General features: G+C 69.2%; 14 protein-coding genes. 1 reads left to right on the top strand and 13 read right to left on the bottom strand.

Going from position 1 to position 12,120, the window contains the following annotated elements; all coding sequences use genetic code 11:
- Positions 1 to 148: 148 nt before the first annotated feature.
- From ACFV6V_RS24700 to ACFV6V_RS24670, 7 genes are all read right to left on the bottom strand, one after another.
- The gene (locus ACFV6V_RS24700; protein ID WP_385568804.1) at positions 149 to 388 is read right to left on the bottom strand and encodes a hypothetical protein; all 240 of its coding nucleotides are present in this window, start codon (positions 386 to 388) and stop codon (positions 149 to 151) included.
- A 130-nt stretch (positions 389 to 518) separates the two neighbouring features.
- Entirely contained in the window at positions 519 to 1,688 is a 1,170-nt protein-coding gene (locus tag ACFV6V_RS24695) for a hypothetical protein (RefSeq protein ID WP_385568801.1), read from the bottom strand.
- On the bottom strand, positions 1,688 to 2,101 hold the full coding sequence (locus ACFV6V_RS24690; protein ID WP_030794178.1) for a hypothetical protein: 414 nt from the start codon (positions 2,099 to 2,101) through the stop codon (positions 1,688 to 1,690). Before ACFV6V_RS24690 ends, ACFV6V_RS24695 begins: the two co-directional genes overlap by 1 nt.
- A 21-nt stretch (positions 2,102 to 2,122) precedes the next feature.
- On the bottom strand, positions 2,123 to 3,166 hold the full coding sequence (locus ACFV6V_RS24685) for a hypothetical protein (RefSeq protein ID WP_385568798.1): 1,044 nt from the start codon (positions 3,164 to 3,166) through the stop codon (positions 2,123 to 2,125).
- Positions 3,163 to 3,426, bottom strand: coding sequence for a hypothetical protein (locus ACFV6V_RS24680; RefSeq protein WP_385568796.1), 264 nt, complete (start codon positions 3,424 to 3,426; stop codon positions 3,163 to 3,165). Before ACFV6V_RS24680 ends, ACFV6V_RS24685 begins: the two co-directional genes overlap by 4 nt.
- The gene (locus ACFV6V_RS24675) at positions 3,423 to 3,569 is read right to left on the bottom strand and encodes a hypothetical protein (RefSeq protein WP_385568793.1); all 147 of its coding nucleotides are present in this window, start codon (positions 3,567 to 3,569) and stop codon (positions 3,423 to 3,425) included. Before ACFV6V_RS24675 ends, ACFV6V_RS24680 begins: the two co-directional genes overlap by 4 nt.
- Before the next feature lie 126 nt (positions 3,570 to 3,695).
- Complete coding sequence (locus ACFV6V_RS24670; RefSeq protein ID WP_356313600.1) at positions 3,696 to 3,836, bottom strand: hypothetical protein; 141 nt, start codon at positions 3,834 to 3,836, stop codon at positions 3,696 to 3,698.
- A gap of 272 nt (positions 3,837 to 4,108) precedes the next feature.
- Between ACFV6V_RS24670 and ACFV6V_RS24665 the strand changes: the two genes are divergently transcribed.
- A complete protein-coding gene (locus ACFV6V_RS24665) occupies positions 4,109 to 4,909 on the top strand; it encodes a GntR family transcriptional regulator (RefSeq protein ID WP_385568790.1) in 801 nt (266 codons plus the stop codon).
- Positions 4,910 to 5,235: 326 nt separating this feature from the next.
- Here ACFV6V_RS24665 and ACFV6V_RS24660 read toward each other — a convergent pair whose 3' ends face one another.
- The 6 genes from ACFV6V_RS24660 to ACFV6V_RS24635 all read right to left on the bottom strand — a co-directional run bounded on the left by ACFV6V_RS24660 (position 5,236) and on the right by ACFV6V_RS24635 (position 11,613).
- Entirely contained in the window at positions 5,236 to 7,386 is a 2,151-nt protein-coding gene (locus ACFV6V_RS24660) for a hypothetical protein (RefSeq protein WP_385568788.1), read from the bottom strand.
- A gap of 217 nt (positions 7,387 to 7,603) precedes the next feature.
- Positions 7,604 to 8,305 carry a hypothetical protein gene (locus tag ACFV6V_RS24655; RefSeq protein ID WP_385568785.1) on the bottom strand — a complete coding sequence of 234 codons (702 nt, stop codon included), beginning with the start codon at positions 8,303 to 8,305 and terminating at the stop codon, positions 7,604 to 7,606.
- The gene (locus ACFV6V_RS24650) at positions 8,302 to 9,270 is read right to left on the bottom strand and encodes a ParA family protein (protein ID WP_385568782.1); all 969 of its coding nucleotides are present in this window, start codon (positions 9,268 to 9,270) and stop codon (positions 8,302 to 8,304) included. The genes ACFV6V_RS24655 and ACFV6V_RS24650 overlap by 4 nt, the downstream gene beginning before the upstream one ends.
- Before the next feature lie 370 nt (positions 9,271 to 9,640).
- Complete coding sequence (locus ACFV6V_RS24645) at positions 9,641 to 10,339, bottom strand: hypothetical protein (RefSeq protein WP_385568780.1); 699 nt, start codon at positions 10,337 to 10,339, stop codon at positions 9,641 to 9,643.
- 4 nt (positions 10,340 to 10,343) lie between these two features.
- Entirely contained in the window at positions 10,344 to 11,165 is an 822-nt protein-coding gene (locus ACFV6V_RS24640; protein WP_385568777.1) for a hypothetical protein, read from the bottom strand.
- Between the two features lie 40 nt (positions 11,166 to 11,205).
- Positions 11,206 to 11,613: a DUF6211 family protein gene (locus tag ACFV6V_RS24635; RefSeq protein ID WP_385568775.1), complete on the bottom strand. Its 408-nt coding sequence runs from the start codon at positions 11,611 to 11,613 to the stop codon at positions 11,206 to 11,208.
- Positions 11,614 to 12,120 lie beyond the last annotated feature (507 nt).

Genomic DNA, 12,120 nt, shown 5'->3' with positions numbered 1-12,120 from the left:
ACCACCCCCCCCGGGGGGGGGGGGCCGGGCTGTACCCGCCCCCCCCCGGGCACCCTGTTAACCTCTTGTTGTACCTAAACCCCCCCCCCGTACGCGCCCCGGCTGTCAGGGCCGGCCGGCGCCGATTCCGTTTGCGTGGACGGCTCGATCAGCTCATGAGCGGGAAGTCGCATGAGCGGGCCAGGACGGCGAGCACGGCCAACACGACCAGTCCGTACAGGACCTGGCGGCCGGTGATCGGCTCCCCGCCGCTCCGCTCGGGTCCGTCCTCGCCGTCGGGGATGCCCCCGAAGTGGGCCTGCTGGCGGTGGGCTTCGCGTGCAGCCGTCTCCCCCTCCGGGCCGATCGGGAAGCGGGTGCGGCAGGCGCCGCACTTCCAGTACGCCACGGGGACGTTCTCCTCTCACGGGCCGCCCACGGACGGGCGGCTGCTGATGCGGGAATCGAGCCTAGAACCTGCGCGGGACGGCAGGTAGCCCGCCTACCGAATCGGTAGGCGGGCAGTAGGCGGCGGGTAGTTATTGCAGGTCAGAGGGCTGACCTACCGGTAGTAGGCGGACCAGGTTCGACCCCTGGGCCGGCAGGGGAGTGAAGCCCTGGGGAAGGTCCTGGCGGTGCACACCGGGCCGGTTACGGGTGGCCCCGTCCTTGTCCGATGCGGGGGCCTTCACGCCGTCCCGGACGGGGATCTGGTGGGCCGCCAGGAGGGCCCTCACCCGGCCGATCTCGGACCGCATGTCGCCCCCCTCGGGGAGGCTTCCCAGGGCCAGTTCACGAAGGTGCACGGCGGTGCCATTCCCCCGGGTTCTGATGCTCTCGCGCACCCACGCGTAGACCTTGATTCGCTCCGCTTCGGCAGCCTCTTCGGGGGACGGTTCCACCACTTCCCCACTGGATGGATCGGGTTCCGCTTCCCCACTCCCCTGATCCTCTTCGTGATCTTCAAGGGGTTCCGCCTCCGTGACTCCCCCGTCCGCGTCCTCTTCGCAATCTTCTTTTTCGTGATCTTCGTGGGCCCCGGCGACCGCTCCGACGATCCAGGCGATCACCACGAAGATGATCACGAAACCGCCCGCTCCTCGCATCAGGTCCACCGGGTGGTCGACCACCCAGTTCCCTACCGCCGCCGCCAGCTTCCCCACCGCTGGGACCGCCGTGTTGACCAGGAACATGCCCCCCATGCCGACGAGAACCACACCGCCGATGATGAGGTCACCGGTGCTGGTCCCTGACTTCGCGGGCGCCTTCTTGCCCCCCGCCGACTTCTTCGCCGGAGACTTCCCTCCGCGCCGCTTCGGCTTCGCGGAACGCTCGGCGTCGCCACCGGCTGCCGCCTTCGGGGCCGACTTCGCGCCCTTCCCCTTTCGTACCCGGCCGATGACCAGCGCCCAGCCCCGGCGTGTCAGGGTCCAGGTCGCGCGGAGGATGATCACCGACCCCGCCCGTACGGCGACCAGGCCGGCGCGGTCGAACGCGTGATACGCCGACAGGTCCGGCCGGGTCACGGCACGGCCGGACACCCGGGGGGCGTCCGCCTCGCTCTCCAGGGACTCGATGATCTGGCCCCACCACGCCCGAGGGCGTGACGGCTGCTCCACCGTCACGCCCTCGCCGTCCACAAGCTCGACGTCGTCCGCGACGTCCTTGTCCTCGTCGCCCGGGTCGGACTTGACCAGGTCCACAGCCATCAGGCGACCACCGTTCCGGTCAGGTTGCTGATCAGGTGCGTGATCGTGTCGAAGATGCCACCGGCCGCCGTGAACATGCTGGGCAGCATCAGGGCGAACAGGCCGTTGCGGAACTTCGACGGCTTCAGGCCGTACAGCAGGATGCACATCAGGATGGCGACGGCACCGGCGCCGAAGTTGCCCGCGGACCCGAAGCTGGTCTGGATCGCCTGGGACAGGCCGCCGCTCATGTCTCCGACGAAGCTGAAGGTCTCCCCGGCCTGGGCATAGAGCTGGCCGGTGATGAACGCGGCCGCGATCACGCCCTCGTGGGACAACTTGATCTTCCACTTGCCCTGCGCGCCGACGATCAGGAACGCGGTCATCACGACGGCGCCGCCGGTGAAACCGATCGCTCCGAAAATCTGGCCCATGTCTGTGATCTGCTCTCTCGGTTAGTTCGTGCCGTACAGGAGGAATGCGACGGTGGCCGTGGCGGCGGGAACGTGGGCGGCCCAGACCACGCCCTTCCAGGGCCACTTGTCGCCGTAGTGGCCGACCCAGCCACGGGCCATGCGGTAGGCGACCTGGAGCCCCAGCGCGACGCCACCGCCGACGACCCACGCGGGCCGGGCCATCTGCAGAGCCGTGATCAGGCCCAGCGAAGAGACGAAGACGACGCCGCCCAACCTCGACCGCATGGCCAGGCCCAAGACCCCGGCACCCAGAGCGCACCCGGCCACGGGTGTGGCGTACTGGTCGGCTTGGACCATCAGGCCCGTGACCCAGTCGTCCAGGTGCAGACCCCAGCCCGCGGCGTACGCGGTGCCGGCGAAAACAACCTGGCGGCCCCGGGGGTTGTTGATCAGGCCGCCACCCTTCGTGGTGCCAGCGATGACCGGACCGGCGTTCTTGACCGCGGCCGCGAACCGGCCGCCCGTCGTCGCGCCCGGCGCCGGGGCCTCGTCGGTGTCGTCGCCGTCGTCGTCCTGGGCGGACTTGTCCTTCTTCCGGTTCCTCTTCGGCTCGGACGCCTCGTCCTGGTCGTCGCCGTCCTCGTCGTCGTCGGCGTCGTCCTCTTCGACTACCGGCTGGGCCGAAGCGGCGACGGGCTCGTGCCTCGGCGTGGGCGGCGCGGTCGCCTGAGCGGGAACGTTGCCGGTGAAGGTGTCCTGGTCTGCGGCGTCGTCCTTGTAGACGTCGTTCCACCAGTCCTTCGCCGGTGCGGCCGGGGCGGGTGCCTCGACCGGGGCGGGTTCGGGTGCGGCGGCGACCGGCGCGGTGTCGGCGTCGGCGTCCGGGCCGACCACCTCCAGGTCCAGGTCGACGTCGGGCATGGTCGCCGCAGCGTCCAGCTCCGGGTCCGGCTCGGTTGCCGGTGCCGGGATCGTCGGTGCGGTCGACGTCGCCAGGACGTCGTCCAGGTCCGCGAGGAAGTCGCTCACGTCGCGGACACCTGCCTCGGACACCTGCGTCTCCGAGCCGGTGTTCGTCGTCATCGGGCCAGCCACCCCCACTTCCGGATGGCGTCGGTCATCAGCTGCCGGATGCGGAGTTCGTCGGCCTCGGGCAGGGCCGAACTGCTCGTCGCCGCCCGCTGATGCCGGACGAAGCCAGCGGGGAGGTCCAGAGCACGGGCATCCGCGTACGGCGTCCAGGACCTCGCGGACGGGTAGTACGTGCGGGTCGAAACGTGGCCGGGCGGGGTCACGGACCGGGCGCGCGCGGCGCGTCCACGGTGGTGGTGAAGCAGCGTCACAGTTGGCTCCAAACGGCGAGAACCACCACGACGGTGCAGACCGTCACGGCGTCCTTGGCGATTCGGACCTTCCTGCTCTTCGGCCGGTACAGGTGGGTCGCGGCGAGCGCGACCACGGCGGCGCCGAGCGCAAGGTCAAACACGGCTGTCCTTCGGGAGGGGCGGCGCCCCGGCCGCGACGAAGGGTCGCGGCCGGTGGCGCTGCGGGTGAGGGCCCTGCCTGTGCCGTGGTGCTGTTCAGCGCCAGGCACGCGAGTGACGCTCAGCGGTCAGGGACGACGCTTCTGCGGGATCATCGGGTCGCCCTGGCGGAGGCGGCCGTCGGTCCGGCCGGCGCCCGGCACCGGGATGCCCGGCTGGCCCGTCCGCAGGTAGCCGTTCGAAGGCGTGCTGGTCTGCTTCTCTGCCATGATGTGAGTCCTGTTCCATGCGTTGGGATAGGGACTCGGGGCGGCCCATCTGCTTGGCGGTAGGGGGTCGCTCCGAGGTGCATCCGGCCTCGTTGGTGCTCAGCACCGGCGGGGCCGTTGTCGCGTAAGGCGACTCCGCAGCAAGCGCGTTGGCGTCCTGCGGTACCTCCAGTAAACGCCAACCTCCACAGGAGGTCAACCAAGTTCCACGGGAGATTTAGAAATCTCCTCGGGAGATTGAGTGATCTGCTGCGGAGCCTTACCCTCAGCTCATGACACAGCACCCGTCCGCCACCCCGGAGTTCCGCAGCGTCGCTCAGCGACTGCGGGACGCCGTGACGGGCGGCACGTACGAACCCGGCTCCCGGCTCCCCGCCGCCGCCGAACTCGCCGAGCACCTGGGGTGCACCCGCTCCGCAGTAGAGCGGGCCGTCCGGGTCGCCGCCGCCGAGGGCCTGGTCACCACACGCAAGGGATCGGGGGCCTACGTCTCCCGTCTCCTGCAGCGGATCACCCGGCGCACGGACGGCCTGCTCCGCTCCGTCCCTGACGGCGAAGCGGACGGCTCGGACGACGCGCTCGAAGCGGAGCTGCGGGCCCTCGGACTCGTCGCCCGTCATTTCCCCGACGTGCGCACCGAGCGGGCCCCGCAGGACCTGGCCGCTTCGCTCGGCCTGAAGCGGCAGGGGCAGGTCCTTATCCGTGAGACGCGGACGTTCGCCGTGGCAGCCGGCTCCGCGCCCGCCGATCCCGGCACCCCCGTCCAGCTCGCGTTCACGTACCTGCCGCTCGACATCGCGCGGCACACCGACCTGGAGCGCCCAGACCTCGGCCCCCGGGGCGTACAAGGCCTTCTCGCCGAGCTCGGGCACCGGGCCACGGACTTCTCCGAGACCGTCGACGTCCGCCCGCCGCATGAGCACGAAGCGACCGCCCTGGAGATCGACGCGGACAACAGGGTCATCCAACTGACCCGCACCGCCGCCACCGCCGACCGGACCGTGGCAGTCACCGTCAGCGTGCTCCCCGCACACCTGTGGTCGCTCTCCTACCGGTGGACCACCACCGCCTGACGCCCCGCTCCCCGACCGGTCGGGCCGGCGCGTCCCGTCACTCGGTAGCCCGGTAGATGCGCAGGTCAGAGGCCACCTACCGGCAACTACCTACCGCCTACCTACCGCGCCTACCGGCGCCCTCGACCCTCGATTCGGGCCCGGCCTCGCGGCCGCTGGACGCCGTCCCGGACGCTCTCGGCCTCCCCGACCCGACGGGTGCCAGCAGGGCCGCAGAACGGCCCCCAGGGCCCCTCTGCGGTGCCGCACCGAGGACATCGTCGGGCAGCGGAACGGGGGCTGGCCGGACCCTTTCCAGGTCCGGCCAGCCCCCGTTCGCGTCTTGATCAGATCCGCGCCAGGGCCCCCTTCGGGTCGAGCGCGTCCAGGTCCGCGATCGGGCGCCCGAAGGTGTCCAGCAGCTTGCCCTTACCCTTGCCCTTGTCCTTGGCGGCCTTGGCGGGCGCCTGCTTCTCCGCCGCGGCCTGCTGGGCGGCCTCCCAGCGCTCCATCGCTTCCTGCATGTAAGTGCGGGCCGTCCCCTGCGACGTCAGCCCCAGTTCAGCCTGCACCTGGTACGCGACATCGGTACGGGTTCGGGGAGTCACCGCCGGACCGAGCAGACGGGGTTCGCCCTGCTCGCACAGCTCGTGCACCCGCTGGATGAAGCGCTGCTTCAGCGAGCCCTTGGCCAGCGGCGCCGACGGCTTCGACGCCTCCCTCGGCTTCGGCGTCCTCGGCTGCTCCGCCGTCCCGGCCGGCGCGGTCTGCTCCGGTTCCGCCTGCTTCGCATCGAGCTGAGCCTGAAGCTGCTCCGCCTGCTCCTGAGAAGCGGCGATCTTGCGCTCCGCCTCGGCCCGCTCCGCCGCCAGCTGCTCGGCCGCTTCGCGCTCGACCCGCTCGGTCGCTTCCCGCTTCGCTCGCTCTGCTTCGGTGCGAAGCTGCTCGGCCTGCTCGCGAAGCTGCCGCTCCGCCTCGCCACGAAGCTGCTCCAGCTCCCTGCTCCACCGGTCCCGCTCCGCGCGGACCTGCTCGGCGCCCTGCTGCTCGAACCGCTCCGCCTGCTCCTGAAGCTGCCGCTTCGCCTCGTCACGAAGCTGCTCGATCTGCTCGTGCCACCGCTTCGCTTCCCGCTCGGCCCGCTGCTCGGTGGTCTCCCGCTCCGCTCGGCGGTCCTCCGCTTCACGCGCCGCACTCTGCTCGACTGCTTCACGGACAAGCTGAACCTGCTCGGCCGCTTCCCGCTTCGCCTGCTCTGCTTCGGCGCGAAGCTGCTCGGCCTGCTCGCGAAGCTGTCCGGCCAGTTCCTCGAAGCGCTCGCGCTCCTCCTCCCGCTCCGCCTGGAGCCGGGCGCGCTCCTCCCGCTCCGCCTCCAGCGCGGCCAGCGCCTCGTCCCGCTCCTGCTTCGCGGCCCGCTCCGCTGCACGCAGCTCGTCCTGCACCTCGGCCTTCTGCTCCTCTAGCTTCTGCGTGACCTTCTGCTGCAACGCGGGCAGCGAGACCACGGTGTTCACCACAGCGTCGACATCCGCGTAATCGAGCCGTCCCAGCCGCCCGGCCTGCATGTGACCCATGGTCCGCCGGACCACGGCAAGAGCCTGGTCCACGTTGACCGGCGCGTCCGCGCGGTCCAGTGCAACCGCCGCGTCCTCGGTCCGCCGGTCCACCGCCCGGTCCGCCAGCGACTTCCGCCAGCCGAATCGGAACGTACGGTCGGCACGCTTCTGAGCACGGGCCAGCACGATGACCGCGCGAGCCGCACGCTGGGCCAGCAGCCGGCGGGAGGTCTCGCTGGTCGTGGACGTCGTGTCCAGGCCCAACCATGCGAAAGCCGCGATCCAGATCCGGCGCCACAGCAGGACGAACAGGCGAAGGGGACCCGGTCGGACGCCGTCCTCCTCCTCGGCCTTCGCCAGCTCTGCGATCCGCAGGTCCAGGCCGTGTTCCAGCAGCTTGACCGACACCACCGGCACACCGGCCAGGGCCACCTTCGCCCACAGTCCGCCGCCCTCCGGCGCGTGCACCCAGTTCGCCGCCGCCGAGAGGGCCACCAGGCCCCATGCCATCCGGCGGGACCGGATCATGCCCTCGGTCCACCGTGGGACGTCCTGGGCAGCCAGGGACCGCGCCAGCCCCAGCATGAGGCCGATCTCTGCACCGTCGAAGATCGCGATGAAGAAGATCCGCAGCAGCAGCGGCAGCCCCGCCGTCTCCTCCGCGAACCCGTACAGGCCGTACATGCTGACGGACATACCGCAGATGCCGACGATGGTCCGCCAGCGGTCATCAATCATGGCCATGACCCGGGCGCGGGCCTCGCTGTCGTCATCGCGGCGAGCCTTCTCGACCGCCCGCGTCGCCGCCCGGCCGGCCAAGCGCACGACCAGGATCAGCAGGGCCAGGCTCGCCACGCCCGCAAGCACTCCGCCGAGAGCGACCGTCCACGGAGGCACTCCAAGGGACTCCGCCACGGCGTGAATACGGGGAAGCACGTTCACGCCCCCACCTCCGGCAGCAGAGCACCGGAAGGTGCACGTCCACCCCATTCTGGGGTGATACTGAAGTACGACATCGGAGCCTCGTCTCTGGTGTGAGACCCCGGGATGCCCGCCTCCACAAGCTGAGGCAGCCCGGGGTTTCGTCTTTGCGCCGCAAGAACCACTCTCACGACGTCCCTAATTATGCCTTATTTTGGGGCCCTTGTCAAGCCCTTGATCACTCCGGAACCTTTTCCTTCTTGCCGGGGAGAAAGGCGTTCAGGACTGGGGCGATCCAGGTGGCTCGGGCCTCGAACCCGTACTTGGCTGTCAGGGTGTCCAAGACCTGCAACTGGGCGTAGGTCGGGGCGATTTGGATCTGCACGGGTCCCGCACCCAGGTACCGGACCGCTCGGGGGTCCTCGGGAAACAGCTCGTTCCCGGCCGCGACCGAGACCTTGGACTCCTGGATGATCTGCGGGGTGGTCGAGTTCTTCGCTGCCACCGCCTCCAACACCGCCGACGTGTTCGTACGACCACGTGCTGCCCGCACGTACCGCTCGAACCGACGGTGAAGGGCGGGCGAGACGTACAGCGTCGTACGGTGCTTGGTCTTGGCAAGCGCCGCTTCCGTCTCTCCTTCCTCAGCCTCGACCGCTTCGGGAGGTTCCGCGGGCGCCTGCGCCAGCGGCTCCTCAACGCCGGAAGGGGTCTGCGGCAGCGGGGTGCCACCGCTGGGGGCGACCGGCGGCGGTGCCTCCTCGACCTCTTCGGGGTCCTTCGGGGGCGGCGGATTACTGCCGGTGGGGCTCTGCCGGGGCGGGGCACCGCCTGTTCCGCGGTTGGGGACGAGACCGCCGAGCCCTTGTGCACGGTTGGGTACGGTGTTCGCCGTCGGCCGGGCGAAGATGGACCCGAGGTTTTCCTCCGGGGTGGTCACGGCCAGACACCTTCCTGGATCATCTCGTTCTGCACCGTGGCCGCCCGGGTGAAGAGCTCTCGCGCCACGACGGCGAAGTCCTCGCTCACCGACGCCGAAGTCTTCGACACGACCTGGCTCGCGTCCGCCAGGCCGGCGCGAATCTTCCAGAACTCCGGGTTCTCGGAGGCAGCGGCCTCCAGCTCGTACACCAGCTTGCCGCGGTCGCGGGCCGCCACTGCCACCGCTTCTGCGAAGCGGATGACGTTGTCGAAGATGGGGGCTGCTCCACCCAGGGTGGCTTCCACGTCGTCGCGAACCGTCTTGCGAATGGCCGTGGCGTTGGCTCCCGTAGCGAACAGGATGGCGCCCAGAAGAGTCACGTACGGGTTGTACTGCCGCATCGCTGCGTAGTCCGTGGCGAGGGCCTTGAGCCCCTTCTTACGGCTGGACTTGTCGCTCTTGACCGGCACGACCACCCACCGCGCGGCACCCAGCGCCAGCTGCATCATGTGCTCGTTCTCGGGCGGGGAGTCGATCAGGATCAGGTCGTACTCCTTGGCCACTGGCTGAAGGATGCGGGCCAAAGTAAGGACGGCCGCAGCTCGTTCCTGATCGTTGATCGGGGAGCCGATGATGCCCGGCACCCGACGCAGCAGCCTGCCTCCCGGGACTACATCCAGGTTCGGCCGAACGTTACGGATGGGCCTGACCGCTTCCTGAAGCGTGATGGCGGTCAGCAGGCCCTTTCCTTCGTCGTCCAGCTCGGTTTCGGCGTAGCCAAGTTCTTCTGCCACGTTGCCCTGTACGTTCAGGTCAACGATCAGCACGCGAAGGCCATCAGCCGCCGCGAGACCGCCGATGTTGCACGTGCACGTCGTCTTTCCGACGCCCCCCTTGCCGTTGCCGAAGCAGTAGACATGGCCCAGCTCAGACCAGTTCACCAGCGATGCTGAGTAGGCAGCGATGTCTAGTGGTGTCGCCACTGTTACCTCCCTCTCCTGTTCTGATGGCAGCCTCGCCCGGCCGCACGCGTGGATACATGGTGGCACGGAGGCTGTGCTGCCCACTGTGTTTCTCGCCGTCAGCCCCGTCTGCTTGCCCGCCTACAACGCAACTGGCCGTCACGCTGATAGGTCAGCACGACGGCCAGTTGCGTTGCCGAGGGACTAGCACTTGTACTGAAAAGCGGGCAGGGATGCGGTGCTGACAGCGGGGGAATAAGTAGGGCCTGACCTGTGCATACATGCTTGCCAGTGCACTGCGTAGGGCAATGGCATACGTAATGGCAAACTCACTGTGCTCTGCACTTGCCCGCTCGATGGCGTGCCCGCTGTGCTGCCTGCTTGCCAGGACTCAACGCAGTACGACGTCAACGACACCGGCAACCAGATGTCCCTGCCTGGCGGCCTTCGCATACGCCATCAGCGGGGGAGTGACAGCGTGCAGGAGGGAGTGTTCGAGACGTCCCATCATGAGGGTGACTTCGCCTGCCTGCTCGGCGAGCGTCCTCCACCCCGGTGGGACGTACATGTCGCCGTCCGTCAGCCACACATGGGCGCTGGAGCTCACCTGTACGTTCGTACCCGGCCCGATGAGCGCTCGCCACCCAGGACTTCGCGGTGACGGTTTGCCCAGCGCAGGGATCTGATGGAGCCCGTCTCCGAGCAGACTCCGAATCACGGGATCGTAGGGCGGCCCACCGTCCTCCGTGACGGTGACCTCCTCCTCGTACCCGAGCAGGAGCACCGGCCTGGTGCCGGTCGGTGACGGCAGTCCCAGCACCCGGGGGACCAGGTCGGTCTGTCCCGTGAGGGCCAGGTCTCCCGGACCGTAGTCCCGTACCTGCGAGTTCGCACAGCGATGGTGCGCGACCCCCAGATGGGACAGGCCGGGACTGCGACGCAGCACGACCACGGCGGGCTCCGTCCTGGCGTCGCCTGCGGCCTCGCACTCCACGCACTCGAACACCGTGACGCGGCTCTGGAAGTCCGCGGCCTGGTCCAGGCCCACTTGGTCGATGACGTCGGAGGCGATGGTGACGCTGGTGGTCATCTGGTCAGTCCTCCGGGTTCTGCCGTGCGCTGCTGACGATGTGGGACCAGGTCCCGGCAGCTCCACCGTGCTCGCGGGCGAGCTCGCCGGCGAGCTTGGCGGCGGGCATGTCGGGGTTCGCCTTCAACGCCTTACGGGCCTTCTCCAGCCGCTCGTCCCCGTCGTAGGGGTAGCGGCGCGTGGTCCCGGCCGAGCCGGCGGGGCGACCGCCACCGCCCCGCTCGCGGAGCTCGCCGTACGTCCAGATGTCTCCGCGTCGGTACCAGCGCTTCACGCGGCCGCTGTCGGTCTCCTCTTCCCTGATTGGATCGGGCCAGTGCTTCGGCTTCCTGGTGGGGTACTTCGTGATGCTCGTGGGCTCCATGTTCAGCACCCGTGCGGCCTGCGAGAGCGTGATCTCGTCCTCGGCGTTGCCGCTGCGGTCGATCGGCGTCCGCCACTCCTGTCCGGCCTGGTAGTTCTTGTACCAGCGGTCCCATTCCTTGGAGTTCCAGTACATGGTGTTCCCGACCGTCTTCTCCGGTTCGGGATGACCGTTGGTCTCCCGTTCGCGGTAGAGCAGTTCGAGGGTGCTGCGGCCCAGGCCCGTGCGTTCCTGCAGTTCCGCGCGGCTCTCCAGCCCCGCTGTGCCGGTGAGGTTCTTGTACCAGCGGCGCCAGTCGGCGTCGTACCAGGTCAGTTCTCGGCCGGCGGCGTCCGGGACCGGCTCAGGGTGCCCGTTCGTTTCCCGCTCCCGGTACAGCTTCTCCAGGTGAGTGACGCTCAGGTCGTGCTTGTCTGCGAGCTCCCTGCGGGTCGATACCCGGCGCCCGTTCAGGATGGCCATGAGGGAGTCCTCCGTTGTGATTCCGTCTCGCGACGGGGCTTCAGTCGTCATTGCCCGCCCCCTGGTCGCGGTGGTGCTGGTCGTGGCCGGCGGCGCGGGGCAGGAGTACCACGCCGGACTCCGTCAGGCCGTGCTCGACCTCCGGCTCCTCGTCCGCGTCCTCGTCGGCCTGGCCCTGGTCGTCCTCGTGCTTCCAGTTCATGACGCCGGACTCGATCGGCCTGGTGATCGTGTCGATGTCCTGGCTCTGGATGGTCGCCGCCCAGTCCTGGGCGCCGGGCGCGGTCTCGTCCGCGAGCTGAATGAACCACCCCCCGTCACGGGGGAGGGGACCGTCCTCGATGCGGTAGAGCAGACCGTGGTCGGCACCGGCCGTGTTTCCGGCGTGCAGGGTGATCAGGTCGTCAAGGGCGGGGGCCGTGTGCAGCTCCGCGTCGTTTACCATCATGCGTAGATGCCTTCCTGGTATATGGGCTTGTTGAAGGGCCTGGGGCTAGGGGGGCTTCAGGACGGTCAGCACTACTGCCATTGAGCTGACCGTCCGCCCCACTTCCTCCCGCGTCTCCGCGGAAGAGCCGAGCATCGAACCTCTCGGCTTCACTAATCGTGCCTTACTCCGTTACTACCTGTCCAGTCGCTCGGCAGACATGGCCGGATCGAGCGACCACACTGCACCGGCAGGCCGTCCCCAGCCTGCCGGAATCCCTAATTATGCCCCCTCGAATTGAGGGCAACAAGCCACAAAACCCCAGCTCATGGCTCTGCCGAGACGGTGGAGTCGGCCATCATTCGGTTCTCTTCATACCTACAGGACCGCCTCCGGCGGGGGCCCTTACTCCCAAGGGGGCGGGGGCTCCGTCGTCGTGTGCGGCCGGTGGGTGGCTGGGGTGTGGGGTGGGCGGGGTCTCCCCTCGGCCGGTCGGTCACCCGGAGGGCTACCCGGAACCCGGCGGGG

This window comes from Streptomyces sp. NPDC059828 (assembly GCF_042731955.1).
GTDB lineage: Bacteria > Actinomycetota > Actinomycetes > Streptomycetales > Streptomycetaceae > Streptomyces.
The sequence above is the reverse complement of the archived record's forward strand: the minus strand, read 5'-3'. Positions and strand labels throughout refer to the sequence as shown.

Excerpts from the sequence above, each read along its gene's own strand:
- ACFV6V_RS24695 (WP_385568801.1), bottom strand. The coding sequence starts at position 1,688 with ATGGCTGTGGACCTGGTCAAGTCCGACCCGGGCGACGAGGACAAGGAC.
- ACFV6V_RS24690 (WP_030794178.1), bottom strand. The coding sequence starts at position 2,101 with ATGGGCCAGATTTTCGGAGCGATCGGTTTCACCGGCGGCGCCGTCGTG.
- ACFV6V_RS24685 (WP_385568798.1), bottom strand. The coding sequence starts at position 3,166 with ATGACGACGAACACCGGCTCGGAGACGCAGGTGTCCGAGGCAGGTGTC.
- ACFV6V_RS24670 (WP_356313600.1), bottom strand. The coding sequence starts at position 3,836 with ATGGCAGAGAAGCAGACCAGCACGCCTTCGAACGGCTACCTGCGGACG.
- ACFV6V_RS24665 (WP_385568790.1), top strand. The coding sequence starts at position 4,109 with ATGACACAGCACCCGTCCGCCACCCCGGAGTTCCGCAGCGTCGCTCAG.
- ACFV6V_RS24645 (WP_385568780.1), bottom strand. The coding sequence starts at position 10,339 with ATGACCACCAGCGTCACCATCGCCTCCGACGTCATCGACCAAGTGGGC.
- ACFV6V_RS24640 (WP_385568777.1), bottom strand. The coding sequence starts at position 11,165 with ATGGCCATCCTGAACGGGCGCCGGGTATCGACCCGCAGGGAGCTCGCA.
- ACFV6V_RS24635 (WP_385568775.1), bottom strand. The coding sequence starts at position 11,613 with ATGATGGTAAACGACGCGGAGCTGCACACGGCCCCCGCCCTTGACGAC.